Below are 15,592 nucleotides of genomic sequence, written 5' to 3' on the forward strand. Positions count from 1 at the left end.
CAATTCAAAGATATCAGTCGAAGCTCAGAACCGTGCCCGGCTTGGGCACTTCGATATTGGTCTTCATGCCTTCCATGCCCTTCACGAATTTTTCGGGTGTCTGATCGAGCAGACCGAACGTGCCGTAGTGGCAGGGAATAGCATGCTTGAAATCGAAGAAGCGCTGGCAGGCGAGTGCTGCCACCGCGCCGCCCATGGTGAAGCGGTCACCAACCGGCACGATGCCGATATCCGGCGCGTGCAGCTCGTTGATCAGACCCATGTCGGAGAAGATGTCCGTATCGCCCATGTGCAGGATCGAAGGTTCATCCTCGATATGCAGCATCAGGCCATTGGCGCTGCCGAGAGAATGGGCGATGCCGTCCTCTGTCACCTCGGCTGAGGAATGAAGCGCATTCGTCAGTGTAACAGTAAAACCGTCGAATGACACAGTGCCACCCGTGCCGGCCAGTTCGAGCTTGTCGACGCCACGCTTGCTCAGCCAGTCCCCAAGATCGGCATTGCAGAACACCGTTGCACCCGTCTCCTTGGCGAGTGCAATCGTGTCACCGACATGGTCAGCATGACCATGCGTAAGCAGGATCTGGGTTACGCCTTCGGTCGCATCCTTGAGGTTCAGACCCTGAAAACTGGGATTGTGGGTCAGGAAAGGGTCGATAAGGATTTTTGCCTTGGCTGTTTCGAGACGAAAAGCGGCATGGCCGAGCCAGGTGAGCTTCATGGGTAACTCCTTGGAATGTGGGGACTTCAATATAAGGCGGATCGCCTTGGTGACAACATCGCAAACGCGGTTCTACGCCATTACGCCGTCAATGCGACAGACCAGTGGTGGCAGGACCGGACGCGCTCGGTTGCAAGCCCGCCTTGGGTAGGTTAAGCGACCGGAACTGCTGCAATCTCAAATGGCTGCGGGCAAAACTTCATTTTGCATCACGTAAAGGTACCGATATGGCCGGCAATGACGACGAATATGTTTATGATGAAGCGACTGGCGAATGGCTGCCCGCATCGGAAGTGGCTGCCAAGGCCGCCGCACAGAATGCCGTGCACGATGCCGCCGGCAATACTCTGGTCGATGGCGATGCCGTGACGCTGATCAAGGACCTCAAGGTCAAGGGCGCCGGCCAGACGCTGAAACAGGGCACCGTCATCCGCTCGATCCGCCTCACGGACAATCCAGAGGAAATCGATTGCCGGCATGATACGATCAAGGGACTGGTGCTGCGCACCGAATTCGTCCGCAAGAAGAGCTGAACAGGAAACCGGATATGGCAACGCTGACAATCGAGGAACTGGCTTTACAGCTTTCGCCCAATCAGGCGATCGCCGGGCTCGACCTCGGCACCAAGACGATCGGCCTTGCCATGTCGGACCTGGGGCGCCGTTTTGCCTCGCCGCGCACGGTCATCAAGCGGGTGAAATTCACGCAGGATGCGGAAGTGCTGCTGGCATTTGCAGAAAAGGAGAAAGTCGCGGCCTTCGTCATCGGCCTGCCGATGAACATGGATGGTTCCTCCGGACCGCGCGTGCAGGCAACACGCGCCTTCGTGCGTTCGATGTCAGACAAGACCGCCCTGCCCTTTATCTACTGGGATGAGCGGCTATCGACGGTCGCGGCCGAACGGGCCCTTCTGGAAATGGACGTATCGCGCGCCAAGCGGGCCGAACGTATCGATTCGGCCGCCGCCAGCTTCATTCTTCAGGGCGCGCTGGACAGGCTCTTGTCGCTCGGCAGGACCGGCTCCGAAGACTGACGACCGTTCCACCAGGCGGCAATCGCCTTGCGCTTGCGGTATGCGATGATGGCAAACACGATCAGACTGTCGAAAGCGATCGCCCGCGCCACAAGCGGCGGAAGGTCTTCGGCGGGAATACCCAATATCTGACTGTAGACTTCAAACACCAGATCGTGCGTCTGGCGCGTCAGCATGAAGAAGCCAAAGCTGATGTCGTAGTAGGACAGGCCGTACCACGCCCCCAGGAGCAGGACAGGACCTGCCCACAGAATCAGAAACCACTTCATGCGGCACCCCTTGCCATTGTCGCCGGACCAATTTCCAGCGACACCACCCACCGCAACAATGCCATCCCACTGAGCACGACGGTCGGAACCGCGATATCCAGAGCGAGGACCGCGAAAAACGCGACCGCTGAGATTAGCAAATACTTATGGAAATAAGTCGTTCCCATAAAGAGCAAACGCCGCCTTGCGATGGTTAATTTTCTATTAACCCCAACTTAGAGCGCAAGCGGCCGGCCGCAACGAAAACCCCGCCGTATGGTTAACGACGGGGTGAAGCCTGTGGAAAGTCGGGGTTTTGCAAGCGTTAGCTGGCAGCGGGATAAAGCAGATCGACGATGTAGGAAGCGTCGAATCGTGAGTCCAGCATGCCGTAAGTGGAGCGCCAGCCACCGGCGAGACGTGTTTCCACGAAAGCATCGACGATTTTTCCGGCACCGAGCCGTGCAAGTTCGGCAGCGCCGGCGGCCAGCGCCAGTTGCTCGATCAGCAGGCGTGCAGCCCCCTCGTCCCGTTCAGCCAAAGCCATGGCGGCGCGCAGCACTTCCACTGTCTTCTTGCCGGAAGGACCAAGGTCACGCTCAAAACCGCTGATGACAGTCTCGAACAGGTCGCGGCCGCGCGACAAGACGCGCAGAACATCCAGCGCCATGACATTGCCGGAACCTTCCCAGATCGCGTTGACCGGAGCCTCGCGATAATGGCGGGCAATCGGCCGCTCCTCGATGTAACCGTTGCCGCCGAGGCACTCCATCGCCTCGTAGATCAGCGAAGGGGCGATCTTGCAGTTCCAGTATTTGATCACCGGCGTCATGACACGGGCATAGGCAGCGTCCGCGGGTGACGTGCCCGCCTTGTCGAAAGCTTCGGCAAGGCGATAGGCAAGCGCGGTGGCCGCCGCCACATCCAGCGCCATATCGGCCAGAACACGCGTCATCAGCGGTTGGTCGATCAGGTTCTTGCCGAAAGCGCTGCGCCCACGGCAATTGTGCACGGCTTCCGACAGCGAAGCGCGCATGATGCCGGCCGATGCCAGCGCGCAATCAAGGCGGGTCAAGGTCACCATATCGAGGATGGTACGAATGCCGGTACCTGGCTCACCAAGCAGGTAACCGAAAGCGTCGTTGAACTCGACCTCCGACGAGGCGTTCGAACGGTTGCCGATCTTGTCCTTCAGACGCTGAAAGCGCAGGCCGTTCGCCGAACCGTCTTCCAGAAGCCTCGGCACGAGGAAGCACCCCATGCCTTCGCGTGTCTGTGCGAGCATGACAAAGGCGTCGCTCATCGGCGCCGACATGAACCATTTGTGACCGGAAAGGCGATAAACCCCTTCACCGACCCGCTCCGCCGACGAGCGGATGGCACGCACATCAGTGCCCGCCTGCTTTTCGGTCATGCCCATGCCGATCGTCACCGCACTCTTCTGCAAGGCCGGCTTGTTGGTCGAATCATATTTGCGCGACAGGATTTTCGGCGCCCATTCCTTCTGCACACGCGGCGATGCCATGAGTGCTGCAATCGATGCGCTGGTCATGGTCAGAGGGCACAGATGGCCGCATTCCAGCTGCGACGTCAGGTAAAAGCGGGCGGCGCGCGCACGATGGGCAGCACCGCGGGTTTCCGGCACGCTTTCCCATAATGACGAATGCAGACCCGATGACATCGAGCGACGCATCAGCGCATGCCAGGCCGGATGGAACTCGACCTGATCGAGTCGCTCGCCACGCGGCCCGTGGGTACGCAGCGTCGGCGCATTCTCGTTGGCCATGCGCGCCAGATCCTGCGCCTCCGGCGACGTCACATAACGACCAAGCGCATCATATTCCTCGCGCAGGCTGCGATTGAGGCCAGCCGTCAGGTCAACGATCAGCGGATCGGAGCGATAGGCATTGACCCCGCTCCAGAGACCTGGCTGGTTGAGTTCGGCATTTTTTTCTTCGTCGCGAGACATCTCATTCATGAGCCGGTTCTAGCGGAAGTTACATTGCGTGGAAACGGCCATTGCCAATCGATTTTCAGCTTTCAGACAAAAAGCTGCCAATGGCAGAAACTTAATTGGCGGCATTTGCGAAATGGCTGCGTTGACCCTAAAATGACCGGCACTGCGGGAGAGATCCATGAGCGTGCGAAAACTCAGCATAGAACTGCCGGAAGTAATGATCGAAGCGATCGAGCACCGGATTGACGCGGGTCGATACCAGTCGACAAGCGATGTCATGCGCGCGGCTATTGATGCGCTTTTGCGCGAGGAAGAAGCACAGGACACACAACTCGACGCTGTTCGTGAGCAAGTGCGCGCGTCACTGGACGATCCCCGCCCCAATTTGAGCAGTGCCGAGATGCATAAGCATATCGAGAACCTTTACGCCGGCCATCGAGGCTAAGCGCAATGAAGCGTCTGCCGATCCAGTACAGGCCGACGGCAAAAGACGACATCGAAGCAGTATTTATCTACGTACTCGAAACAAGCCAACGCTTTTCCATCGCTCAGCGGTTGGTCGATCGACTGATGGCGCGCTGCGAAAGCATCGGCAACGCGCCTCTCGGCGGTGTCGCTCGTCCGGATCTCGGCAACGGCATTCGGATGGTTCCCTTCGAAAACCGCGCCGTCATTCTCTATCGGGTCGTTGAAGAGACGGTTGAGATTACCAACGTCTTCTTCAAAGGTCGTGACTACCGCGCCATCATCACAAACAAGCCGTAGATAACGGCCGTTCCCGCTTGCGGGCAACTGCCCCACTCTTTATAGACCGCGTGACTGACACGGAGGACGTTTACGTGGTCTTCTTTCCCCATCGCCATCTGCTTGGCATCAAGGGCCTTACCGAACAGGACATCACCATTCTTCTCGACAAGGCCGATGAGGCCGTGAAGATTTCCCGCCAGAGGGAAAAGAAGACGTCCACACTGCGCGGGCTTACCCAGATCAATCTTTTCTTCGAAGCCTCGACGCGGACCCAGTCCTCGTTCGAACTGGCCGGCAAACGCCTCGGCGCCGACGTGATGAACATGTCGGTCGGCAATTCGTCGGTGAAAAAGGGCGAAACCCTGATCGACACCGCGATGACGCTGAACGCCATGCGCCCCGACGTGCTGGTTCTGCGCCATTCATCGGCCGGTGCTGCAGCCCTGCTTGCCCAGAAGGTCGCCTGCTCGGTGGTCAATGCCGGTGATGGCCAGCATGAACACCCGACCCAGGCACTGCTCGACGCGCTGACCATCCGCCGCGCCAAGGGCAAGCTGTCACGCATCATCGTCGCCATATGCGGCGATGTTCTGCATTCGCGCGTGGCCCGCTCCAACATCCTGCTGCTGAATGCCATGGGCGCCCGCGTCCGTGTCGTCGCCCCCTCTACGCTTCTGCCCTCGGGCATTGCTGAGATGGGCGCAGAGGTTTTCCATTCGATGGAAGAAGGCCTCAGGGACGCCGATGTCGTGATGATGCTGCGCCTGCAGCGCGAGCGCATGGCCGGCGCCTTCGTGCCGTCGGTGCGCGAATATTTCCGTTTCTACGGCCTGGATGCCGAAAAGCTGAAAGCCGCAAAGGAAGACGCGCTCGTCATGCATCCCGGCCCGATGAACCGTGGCGTCGAAATCGCCTCGGAAGTGGCCGATGGTCCGCAGAGTGTGATCGAACAACAGGTGGAAATGGGCGTTGCCGTGCGCATGGCCGTCATGGAAACCCTGCTTCTTTCCCAGAACAACGGAGAACGCGCATGACCGCTCCCGTTCTCGACAAACCTCTCGTCATCGAAAACGTCCGCATCATCGATCCGTCGCGTCATCTCGACGAAACCGGCACGATCATCGTCGGCAGTGATGGCCACATTGTCGCCGCCGGTGCCGATGCGCTGAACCAGGGCCGCCCGGACGGCGCCACGGTCCGCGACGGCAAAGGTCTCGTCGCCACACCGGGCCTCGTCGATGCCCGCGTCCATGTCGGCGAACCCGGCACAGAGTATCGCGAAACGATCGAATCCGCATCGCGCGCGGCCGCTGCCGGCGGCGTCACCTCCTTCATCATGATGCCGGACACCGATCCGGTCATCGACGACATCGCGCTGGTCGAATTCGTGCTGAAGACGGCACGCGACAAGGCCATCGTCAACGTGCATCCGGCAGCCGCCCTGACCAAGCGTCTCGAAGGCAAGGAAATGACCGAATTCGGCCTCCTCAAGGAAGCCGGGGCGGTTGCCTTCACCGAAGGGCATCACGGATTGTCGGATACGCTGCTTCTGCGCCGCGCCATGACCTATGCGCGCGAATTCGATGCCGTCATCGCGTTGCAGCCGCGTGAAAAATATCTTGGCAATGGCGTCATGAACGAGGGGCTTTTGGCGAGCTGGCTCGGCCTTTCCGGCGTGCCGAAGGAAGCCGAACTGATCCCGCTGGAGCGCGACCTGCGCATCGCAGCACTCACGCGTGCAAAATACCATGCCTCAAAGCTGTCGGTACCGGAATCGGCAGAGGCCATGCGCGTTGCCCGTAACCGCGGTGCGAACGCCACCTGCGCCGTGTCGATCAATCACCTGACGCTCAACGAAAACGACATCGGCGAGTATCGCACCTTCTTCAAGCTGTCGCCGCCGCTGCGCACGGAAGATGACCGTGTCGCCATGGTCGATGCTCTCGCCAACGGCACAATCGACATCATCGTCTCCTCGCATGATCCGCAGGATGTCGACACCAAGCGTCTGCCCTTTGCCGACGCCGCCGATGGTGCGGTCGGCCTCGAAACCATGGCTTCGGCAGCGCTTCGCCTGCACCATGCCGGACAGGTGCCGCTGATGCGCCTGATCGACGCCATGTCGACACGCCCTGCCCAGATTTTTGGTCTGGACGCCGGCACGTTGAAACCGGGTACCAAGGCCGACATCACACTAATCGATCTCGAAGAGCCTTGGCTGCTGTCGAAGGACATGCTGCTGTCGCGTTCGAAGAATACGCCGTTTGACGACGCCCGCTTCAGCGGTCGGGTGGTTGCCACCTATGTCGGCGGCCGCTGCGTGCATGCACTTTAAGGGGAACGAAGCGTGAGCGAACTCTTCAACTGGCAGATCACCTGGGGCGTGGCCATCGGCGCACTCGCGTTCGGTTATCTGCTCGGCTCCATCCCCTTCGGCCTGCTTCTGACCCGTGCCGCCGGTCTGGGCGATATCCGCTCGATCGGTTCCGGCAATATCGGTGCCACCAACGTTTTGCGCACCGGCAACAAGAAACTTGCGGCCGCAACGCTGCTGCTGGATGCCCTGAAGGCAACAGCCGCGGCGGTCATCGCCTATCTGCTGTTCGGCAAGGATGCCGCAACCCTCGCCGGTTTTGCCGCCTTCATGGGCCATCTCTATCCGGTCTGGCTCGGCTTCAAGGGCGGCAAAGGTGTGGCCACCTATATCGGCACGCTGCTCGGCATCTCGCCCTGGATGGTGCTGGTGTTTGCAGGCGTCTGGTTGTCGATGGCGAAGATCACGAAATACTCCTCGCTGTCCGCTCTGGTTGCAACGCTTGTCATTCCGGTTGTGTTGTGGTTCATAAATGAACCGAGGGTCGCGCTTGTCATGGCCATCATGACGGTGATCTCGTGGTGGAAACACGAGGCAAATATCAGGCGCCTGATTGCAGGTACGGAAAGCAGGATCGGCCAGAAGGGTTAGGCCGGCGAAAGGGTATTAATGCCGGGGGGCAGCGCAGGACGAACGGGAATTGCGCTGACCGACAGGCAAAGGCTCGCCTGGCTTCGGTTGATCCGCAGCGACAATGTCGGCCCCGCCACGTTTCGCGATCTGATCAATCACTTTGGCTCGGCCGAGGCAGCGCTCGAGGCCCTGCCGGAACTGTCCCGGCGTGGTGGCGCGGCACGCTCCGTGCGCATTGCCTCGCACATAGAAGCAGAACGGGAACTGGAAGCAGCATCCCGCAATGGCGCTGTTTTCATCGGCATCGGTGAGCCGGATTATCCGCCGGCACTGCGCCAGATCGAAGGGGCGCCGCCCCTCATCGCCGCCAAGGGCGATCTTTCCGCGGCAACAAGACCATCCGTTGGCATCGTTGGCTCACGCAACGCGTCGATCAGCGGCGCCAAGTTCGCGGCCATGATAGCGCGTGATGCCGGCCGGGCCGGTTACGTCATCACCTCTGGTCTTGCCCGCGGCATAGACACTGCCGCCCACCGCGCCAGTCTCGACACCGGCACGATCGCCGTTCTGGCTGGCGGCCTTGACCGCCCCTACCCGCCCGAAAATCTTGCCCTTCTCGATGACATCACCAAAGGCTGCGGCCTTGCCGTCAGCGAAATGCCGTTCGGCTGGGAACCCCGCGCACGTGACTTTCCCCGTCGCAACCGCCTGATCGCCGGCATTTCGCTGGGGGTCGTGGTGGTCGAAGCGGCGGAACGATCCGGTTCGCTGATCACGGCGCGCATGGCGGCGGATTTCGGCCGACTGGTTTTTGCCGTGCCCGGCTCACCGCTCGATCCGCGCTGCCACGGCACCAACCACCTGCTGAAGGAAGGCGCCACGATCACCACCGGGGTCGAAGACGTCCTTGCTGCCCTTGCCCCACTCTCACAGCTTGATCTCTTCACACCGCCGATCGTCGAGGAACCGGGCAAGGACGCGGGCCACGACATGATGCCGCCGGATGACGACGCCCGCGGAATCATCGTCAATGCGCTCGGCCCGACACCTGTCGAAGTGGACGACATCATCCGCCATACCGGACTGCCCGCCTCCACTGTTTATCTCATCCTGCTGGAACTGGATCTCGCCGGCCGACTCCATCGCCACTCGGGCGGAACGGTTTCGCTCGCCTATTGAGAGGGCAGCAACGATCTGTCGCGCATCGATGCCAAAAATGGTTGCCCACAATCAGGGGCGTCTTTCCGGGTTATTGCGCCTCGTCGGTGACAATGAACGCCGGCCGGCTTGCAGGTCTCCGGCCTCCACGCAAGCCATTTCGATGAGATAACAGAGCATGTCTGCACCTTCCAACTGCGCAACCAGACGCAACTGCCCCAGCATCTCATGGATGTAGGCGATGTTCTGCCGTGATTGCTCTACGCCACTGGCATGTCCAAGCCCTGAAATCATCCCATCCCCTGCTGCCCAACGGCAAGAACCGCCGCCAGGCGCCCGGTTCAACGCTACATTTAATGAAGGATAGGATATTTATTTATAATTGCAACCAACGACAAATATCGCATAAGTTGCATTCCGTTGAGTAAGCTAATTTGGCCGTGCCCTCTTGACCACAGGGCAAACGCCCTCCATGTCGGGAGGTCAGATTTCCGGCCCTGCTGCGATCAACTCGCGGATTTCGAGTGGCCTGCCTCGTTCCAGAGAAAAAGCAAGATGAATGTAGTCGTTGTAGAATCTCCAGCCAAAGCCAAGACAATCAACAAATATCTTGGCCCAGGTTACAAGGTTCTCGCCTCTTTCGGCCACGTGCGGGACCTGCCCGCCAAGGATGGCTCGGTACTTCCCGACCAGGACTTTGAAATGTCCTGGGAGGTGGATCCCGCATCCCAGAAGCGCATGAAAGACATATCCGACGCTGTCAAAGGCTCCGACGCACTGTTTCTCGCGACCGACCCGGATCGCGAAGGTGAAGCTATTTCCTGGCACGTGCTCGACCTTCTGAAAAAGAAGAAGGTGATCGGCGACAAGCCGGTCAAGCGCGTTGTCTTCAACGCCATCACCAAGAAGGCCGTACTTGATGCCATGGCCAACCCGCGTGATATCGACGTGCCGCTGGTGGACGCCTATCTGGCCCGCCGCGCACTCGACTACCTCGTCGGTTTCAACCTCTCGCCGGTTCTGTGGCGCAAGCTGCCGGGTGCCCGTTCGGCTGGCCGCGTGCAGTCGGTGGCACTGCGCCTCGTCTGCGACCGCGAAAACGAGATCGAGCGTTTTGTCGCCGAAGAATACTGGAACCTGTCGGCTCTCCTCAAGACGCCGCGTGGTGACGAATTCGAAGCCCGCCTGACCCAGGCCGACGGCAAGCGTCTGCCGCCGCGTGGTGTCAAGAATGGCGAGGATGCCGCACGCCTCAAGACGTTGCTGGATGGCGCCGCCTATACCGTCGATACGGTCGAGGCAAAGCCGGTCAAGCGCAATCCCGGCCCTCCGTTCACCACCTCGACGCTGCAGCAGGCCGCATCCTCCAATCTCGGGTTCAACGCCTCGCGCACCATGCAGGTGGCGCAGAAGCTGTACGAAGGTTTCGATATCGGCGGCGAGACTGTCGGTCTGATCACCTATATGCGTACCGACGGTGTGCAGATGGCACCGGAAGCCATCGAAGCTGCCCGCAGCGCCATCGTCGACAAGTTCGGCCAGCGTTACCTGCCGGAAAAGGCGCGCCATTATTCCACCAAGGCGAAAAACGCCCAGGAAGCGCACGAAGCCATCCGCCCGACCGACTTCAACCGTTCGCCCGACAAGGTGCGTCAGTATCTCGATGCCGACCAGTTGCGTCTCTACGAATTGGTGTGGAAGCGCGGCATTGCCAGCCAGATGGCGTCTGCCGAAATCGAACGTACCACGGTCGAGATCATCGCAGACAATAACGGCGAGAAGGCTGGCCTTCGCGCCGTGGGTTCCGTCGTCCGCTTTGACGGTTTCCTTGGTGCCTATATGGACCAGAAGGAAGACGGCGAAAAAGGCGAGGACGACGATGAAGATGGTCGTCTGCCGCCGATCAACGCCCGCGAGAAGCTCGACAAGAACAAGGTCAGCTCGACCCAGCATTTCACCGAGCCGCCGCCGCGTTATTCGGAAGCCTCGCTGATCAAGAAGATGGAAGAGCTCGGCATCGGCCGTCCTTCCACCTATGCAGCCACGCTGAAGACGCTGTCCGATCGTGAATATATCGTCGTCGATAAGCGCAAGCTGATCCCGCATTCCAAGGGACGGCTGGTGACGGCGTTCCTCGAAAGCTTCTTCACGAAGTATGTGGAATACGATTTCACTGCCGATCTGGAAGAGAAGCTCGACCGGATTTCGGCTGGCGAACTCGACTGGAAGCAGGTTCTGCGCGAATTCTGGCAGGACTTCTTTGCCCAGATCGAAGACACCAAGGAACTGCGCGTCACCAACGTGCTCGACGCGTTGAACGAGACACTGGCACCGCTGGTCTTCCCGACCCGTGAAGACGGTTCGGACCCACGTATCTGCCAGGTCTGCGGCACAGGCAACCTGTCGCTCAAGCTCGGCAAATACGGCGCTTTCGTCGGCTGCTCGAACTATCCGGAATGCAATTTCACCCGACAGCTTTCCTCTGATGGCGCGGAAGCTGTCGCATCCGGCCTCAACGAGCCGAAGGCGCTTGGCGCCGACCCGATGACCGGTGAAGAGCTGACGCTGCGTTCTGGCCGTTTCGGACCCTATATCCAGCGCGGCGAAGGCAAGGAAGCCAAGCGTTCGTCTCTGCCCAAGGGGTGGAAGCCGGAAGATATCGACCATGAGAAGGCGCTTGCCCTCATCAACCTGCCGCGCGATGTCGGTCAGCACCCGGAAAGCGGAAAGATGATCTCCGCCGGCCTTGGCCGTTACGGACCCTTCCTGCTGCATGATGGCGGCTACGCCAATCTCGAAAGCATCGAGGACGTGTTTTCGATCGGCCTCAACCGCGCCGTGACCGTGATTGCCGAAAAGGTTGCCAAGGGCCCCGGCGGTCGTGGACGCGGCACACCGGCAGCGTTGAAGGATCTCGGCGAGCATCCCGATGGCGGCCCGATCACCGTGCGTGACGGCAAGTATGGTCCCTATGTCAATTGGGGCAAGGTCAATGCCACCCTGCCCAAGGGCAAGGATCCGCAGGCGGTGACGGTAGAAGAAGCGCTTGCGCTGATCGTCGAAAAGGGCGGCAAGACGCCTGCAAAGGGCAAGGCCAAGAAGGCACCCGCGAAAGCCAAGGCTGCTCCGAAGGCCGCCGCCAAGACGGCAGACGGCGAGACCAAGAAAGCCGCTCCAAAGAAGGCTGCGGCCAAAAAAGCGCCGGCGAAAACGGCCGCGACCAAGGCAAAGAAGACAACCACGTGAAGACGCCGCGCGACAGGAACAGGCCGGCTCGTAACGGCGATCAACCGAAAAGCAGGCGCACCGACCGGCGCGCCAATGGCGAAGCGAAGATCGCAGGCGGTGGCTCTGCCATCGTCCATGGTGCCGTTCCGCCGCGCGAAGCGCTGCTGGAATTCATCGCCGAAAACCCGGATCGCGCCTCCAAGCGCGAGATCGCCAAGGCTTTTGGTCTTAAAGGTGAGACCCGCGTCGAACTGAAAGATTTGTTGCGTGATCTCGAAAGTGAAGGATTGCTGAAGAAGGATCGCAAGTCGCTGACACGGCCCGGTGCCCTGCCCCCGGTTACCGTCCTCGACATCACCACGCGTGACAAGGACGGCGAGTTGATTGGCCGCCCGGCGGAATGGCCGGACGATGCAGGGGTTGCTCCTGCTGTGCTGATCCGCCAGGGCTCGGAAAAGCGCGGCAAGGGCAAGGTTGCGATCGCCGGGCTTAACGACCGCATCCTCGCCAAGATATTTCCGAACAAGGACCGCTCGGGTCCGGCTTATACCGCCCGCGTCATCAAGGTCATCGACAAGCGCCAGAATGCATCGCTCGGCGTCATCCGCATGATGGCGGAAGGCGGTGCGCGGCTGATGCCGATCGACCGTCGTGGCGAGGAAATGCAGATTTCCGCAGACGATCTCGCCGATGCCAAGGACGGCGACCTGATCGAGGCCGACATCCTGCGCGGCAACCGTTTTGGCCTGACGCGCGCCAAGGTTCTAAATATCGTCGGTTCTGTCGCCAGCGAAAAGGCGATCTCGATGATCGCCATCTATGCCCACGGCATTCCACACATATTTCCGCAGACTGTCATGGCGGAAGCCGAGGCCGCCACAGCGGCTGACATGTCGAAGCGCGAGGACTGGCGCAAGCTGCCGCTCGTCACCATCGACCCGGCCGATGCCAAGGACCATGACGACGCCGTTTATGCCGAACCGGACACATCGCCGGACAACCCGGATGGCGTCATCGTCACCGTCGCGATCGCCGATGTCTCATGGTATATCCGCACCGGTTCGGAACTCGACCGCGAGGCGCTGAAGCGCGGCAATTCCGTCTATTTCCCCGACCGCGTCGTGCCGATGCTGCCGGAGCGTATTTCCAACGACCTCTGCTCGCTGCGTGAGGGTGAAGACCGCCCGGCTCTGGCCGTGCGCATGACGTTTTCCAAGGAAGGCCGCAAGGCCGGCCACACGTTCCATCGCATCATGATGAAGAGCGCGGCCAAACTCTCCTACCAGCAGGCACAGGCCGCAATCGACGGCAAGCCGGACGACAAGACCGGCCCGCTGCTCGAACCGATCCTGAAGCCGCTGTGGCACGCCTATGAGGTGATGAAGCGCGGTCGCGACCGCCGCCAGCCGCTCGAACTCGACATGCCGGAACGCAAGATCGTTCTGAAATCCGATGGCACGGTCGACAAGGTGATCATCCCGGAACGTCTCGATGCGCACAAACTCATCGAAGAGATGATGATCCAGGCGAACGTTGCCGCCGCCGAAACGCTGGAAAAGAAAAAACAGCCGCTCGTCTACCGCATCCATGATGGTCCGTCGCTCGCCAAGCAGGAAGTGCTGCGCGAGTTTCTGGCAACGCTGTCCATCCCGATGGCCAAGGGCGGCCAGGTGCGCGCCAATTCCTTCAATGGCATTCTCGCCAATGCCGCCGGCACCCCGCATCAGATCATGGTCAACGAGATGGTTCTGCGCTCCCAGAGCCAGGCGATCTACAGCCCCGACAATCTCGGCCATTTCGGCCTCAACCTGATGAAATACGCGCATTTCACCTCGCCGATCCGCCGTTATGCCGATCTGATCGTACATCGCGGCCTCGTCGGCTCGCTCGGTCTCGGCGAAGGCGGCATCACGCCGGCGGAAGAAACGCAGCTGGAAGATGTCGCGGCTGAGATCTCGACCTTCGAGCGCCGGGCCATGGCCGCCGAACGCGACACGATCAACCGCCTCATCGCTCATCACCTGAGCGAGCGTGTCGGACAGGAATTCGAAGGCCGCGTATCGGGTGTCACCAAGTCCGGCCTTTTCGTGTCGCTGCCGACCTATGGCGCCGACGGTTTTGTGCCGATCTCCACGCTCGGCCGCGACTATTTTATCTATGATGAAGCGCATCAGGCTTTGATCGGCGACAAGTCGCGGCTCGGCTATCAGTTGGGCGACCCGGTCGATGTCAAACTGGTCGAGGCCATACCGCTGGCCGGCTCGCTGCGTTTCGAAATGGTCAGCGAAGGCCGCAAGATCGCAGCCGGCACGCGCTCCTTCCACAAGGCAGGCCGGCAGCGGCGCACCGCCCGCGGCAAGACGGGCATGCACCCAAGACGATAGGAACGGATCATGACGGTCAGGGAGGCGGCCAAAGAAACAGCAGGGAGCCAGAAACCGGTTCGCTACGGCGACACCGGTGACGCTGAACGGCCTCTCGGCCGCTCCATCATCCGCGGCCTCAGATGCCGTTGCCCTTCATGCGGCAACGGCCGCCTCTTCGGTGCCTTCCTGAAACCCGTCGACGCCTGCGCAAAATGCGGTGCCGACATGCATCACCACCGTTCCGACGACCTGCCGCCCTATATCGTCATCGTCATCATCGGCCATGTGGCTCTTGGTGGTTTCATGATGACCGACATGGTGTTCGACATGTCTCCCTGGGCGCATCTGGCCATCTGGGCGCCGCTGACGGTACTTTCCGCACTCCTCACCATCCAACCCGTCAAAGGCGGTGTGATAGGCCTGCAATGGGCACTGAGGATGCACGGCTTCGGCGGTGAGCGTGAGGATATCGATCCCGGTCGCGGTGGGCCGCTGGAATGACCGACGTGCCGGAGAAGAGTGTGCCGGCAACCGGCGCACCTTCCACGAGGGCGCCGACAGTCCGCATTCGCCCCAGAGATGCCGCCGCCCTTATTCTGATCGATCGCTCAGGTAGCGCGCCACGCGTGCTGATGGGGCGGCGTGCAAGCGGCCATGTCTTCATGCCGGATGTCTATGTGTTTCCCGGTGGCCGGCGTGATCCGGGCGATCATGCCCGGCCTTACGGCGGCGATCTGCATCCAAACGTGCTTGCAAAACTTCTCGACAATGCGCCATCGGGCAGCAGTCTCAGGCGTGTGCGCGCGCTGGCACTTGCGGCTCTTCGCGAGATGCACGAGGAGACGGGTATCGCACCCGCCACCGCGGCACCGGACCTGTCCCGCCTGCGCTATATTGCCCGCGCCATTACGCCGCCGGGCCATGTCCGCCGCTATGATACCCACTTCTTTCTGGCCTTTTGCGACGAAACCGTCTTCGACCTGACGCATTTGCGCGATACGGACGAGTTGGAGGACTTGCAATGGCTTGACATTGCAGCAATTTCCGGTGTGAAACTCGCCCGCATCACGCAAATGGTGCTGGAAGACGTAAAGAGACTGATGGAAGCGGATAACATCCTCCCCTTCGAAAATCCCGTCCCCTTCTACTCCATGCGTCACGGGCGTTTCGTCCGCAGCCGACTGTAA

16 protein-coding genes are annotated in these 15,592 nt (G+C 60.6%); 12 read left to right on the forward strand and 4 right to left on the reverse strand.

Annotated elements, in window-relative coordinates; translation table 11 throughout:
- Positions 1-13 precede the first annotated feature (13 nt).
- Positions 14-721: a metal-dependent hydrolase gene (locus AAIH70_RS01720; protein ID WP_132273256.1), complete on the reverse strand. Its 708-nt coding sequence runs from the start codon at positions 719-721 to the stop codon at positions 14-16.
- A gap of 227 nt (positions 722-948) precedes the next feature.
- Between AAIH70_RS01720 and AAIH70_RS01725 the strand changes: the two genes are divergently transcribed.
- Together AAIH70_RS01725 and ruvX are read left to right on the forward strand one after the other, a co-directional pair.
- Positions 949-1,254 carry an alkylphosphonate utilization protein gene (locus AAIH70_RS01725; protein WP_132273255.1) on the forward strand — a complete coding sequence of 102 codons (306 nt, stop codon included), beginning with the start codon at positions 949-951 and terminating at the stop codon, positions 1,252-1,254.
- A gap of 14 nt (positions 1,255-1,268) precedes the next feature.
- Positions 1,269-1,754, forward strand: a complete 486-nt coding sequence (gene ruvX, locus AAIH70_RS01730; protein WP_132273254.1) for a Holliday junction resolvase RuvX — start codon at positions 1,269-1,271, stop codon at positions 1,752-1,754.
- On the opposite strand, the gene AAIH70_RS01735 is transcribed toward ruvX, so the two are convergent.
- Together AAIH70_RS01735 and AAIH70_RS01740 are read right to left on the reverse strand one after the other, a co-directional pair.
- Positions 1,700-2,023 carry a DUF6105 family protein gene (locus AAIH70_RS01735; RefSeq protein ID WP_132273253.1) on the reverse strand — a complete coding sequence of 108 codons (324 nt, stop codon included), beginning with the start codon at positions 2,021-2,023 and terminating at the stop codon, positions 1,700-1,702. The two genes, ruvX and AAIH70_RS01735, sit on opposite strands and share 55 nt — an antisense overlap.
- A gap of 304 nt (positions 2,024-2,327) precedes the next feature.
- A complete protein-coding gene (locus tag AAIH70_RS01740) occupies positions 2,328-3,980 on the reverse strand; it encodes an acyl-CoA dehydrogenase family protein (RefSeq protein WP_132273252.1) in 1,653 nt (550 codons plus the stop codon).
- A gap of 157 nt (positions 3,981-4,137) precedes the next feature.
- On the opposite strand from AAIH70_RS01740, the gene AAIH70_RS01745 reads away from it, so the two are divergent.
- From AAIH70_RS01745 to dprA, 6 genes are all read left to right on the forward strand, one after another.
- On the forward strand, positions 4,138-4,404 hold the full coding sequence (locus AAIH70_RS01745; protein WP_132273251.1) for a ribbon-helix-helix domain-containing protein: 267 nt from the start codon (positions 4,138-4,140) through the stop codon (positions 4,402-4,404).
- 5 nt (positions 4,405-4,409) lie between these two features.
- Complete coding sequence (locus tag AAIH70_RS01750; RefSeq protein ID WP_132273250.1) at positions 4,410-4,724, forward strand: type II toxin-antitoxin system RelE/ParE family toxin; 315 nt, start codon at positions 4,410-4,412, stop codon at positions 4,722-4,724.
- A 74-nt stretch (positions 4,725-4,798) separates the two neighbouring features.
- The gene (locus AAIH70_RS01755) at positions 4,799-5,740 is read left to right on the forward strand and encodes an aspartate carbamoyltransferase catalytic subunit (protein ID WP_132273249.1); all 942 of its coding nucleotides are present in this window, start codon (positions 4,799-4,801) and stop codon (positions 5,738-5,740) included.
- A complete protein-coding gene (locus AAIH70_RS01760; protein WP_132273248.1) occupies positions 5,737-7,041 on the forward strand; it encodes a dihydroorotase in 1,305 nt (434 codons plus the stop codon). Before AAIH70_RS01755 ends, AAIH70_RS01760 begins: the two co-directional genes overlap by 4 nt.
- Positions 7,042-7,053: 12 nt before the next feature.
- Positions 7,054-7,671: a glycerol-3-phosphate 1-O-acyltransferase PlsY gene (gene plsY, locus AAIH70_RS01765; protein WP_132273247.1), complete on the forward strand. Its 618-nt coding sequence runs from the start codon at positions 7,054-7,056 to the stop codon at positions 7,669-7,671.
- 18 nt (positions 7,672-7,689) lie between these two features.
- Positions 7,690-8,832: a DNA-processing protein DprA gene (gene dprA, locus AAIH70_RS01770; RefSeq protein WP_132273246.1), complete on the forward strand. Its 1,143-nt coding sequence runs from the start codon at positions 7,690-7,692 to the stop codon at positions 8,830-8,832.
- 51 nt (positions 8,833-8,883) lie between these two features.
- Here the strand turns inward: dprA and AAIH70_RS01775 are convergent, their stop codons facing one another.
- Positions 8,884-9,105 (reverse strand): hypothetical protein, encoded by a 222-nt coding sequence (locus AAIH70_RS01775; protein ID WP_132273245.1) that lies wholly within the window; start codon positions 9,103-9,105, stop codon positions 8,884-8,886.
- Between the two features lie 261 nt (positions 9,106-9,366).
- Here AAIH70_RS01775 and topA point away from each other — a divergent pair, with 261 nt between their 5' ends.
- The 4 genes from topA (at position 9,367) to AAIH70_RS01795 (ending at position 15,592) form a co-directional block, all read left to right on the forward strand.
- Positions 9,367-12,057: a type I DNA topoisomerase gene (topA, locus tag AAIH70_RS01780; protein ID WP_132273244.1), complete on the forward strand. Its 2,691-nt coding sequence runs from the start codon at positions 9,367-9,369 to the stop codon at positions 12,055-12,057.
- Positions 12,058-12,146: 89 nt separating this feature from the next.
- The gene (rnr, locus tag AAIH70_RS01785; protein ID WP_245519144.1) at positions 12,147-14,423 is read left to right on the forward strand and encodes a ribonuclease R; all 2,277 of its coding nucleotides are present in this window, start codon (positions 12,147-12,149) and stop codon (positions 14,421-14,423) included.
- A 9-nt stretch (positions 14,424-14,432) separates the two neighbouring features.
- On the forward strand, positions 14,433-14,906 hold the full coding sequence (locus AAIH70_RS01790; RefSeq protein ID WP_132273242.1) for a DUF983 domain-containing protein: 474 nt from the start codon (positions 14,433-14,435) through the stop codon (positions 14,904-14,906).
- Entirely contained in the window at positions 14,903-15,592 is a 690-nt protein-coding gene (locus AAIH70_RS01795; protein ID WP_165931986.1) for an NUDIX hydrolase, read from the forward strand. The genes AAIH70_RS01790 and AAIH70_RS01795 overlap by 4 nt, the downstream gene beginning before the upstream one ends.

It is taken from the genome of Neorhizobium sp. BT27B, from assembly GCF_050455485.1.
In the GTDB taxonomy this organism is placed as follows: domain Bacteria; phylum Pseudomonadota; class Alphaproteobacteria; order Rhizobiales; family Rhizobiaceae; genus Neorhizobium.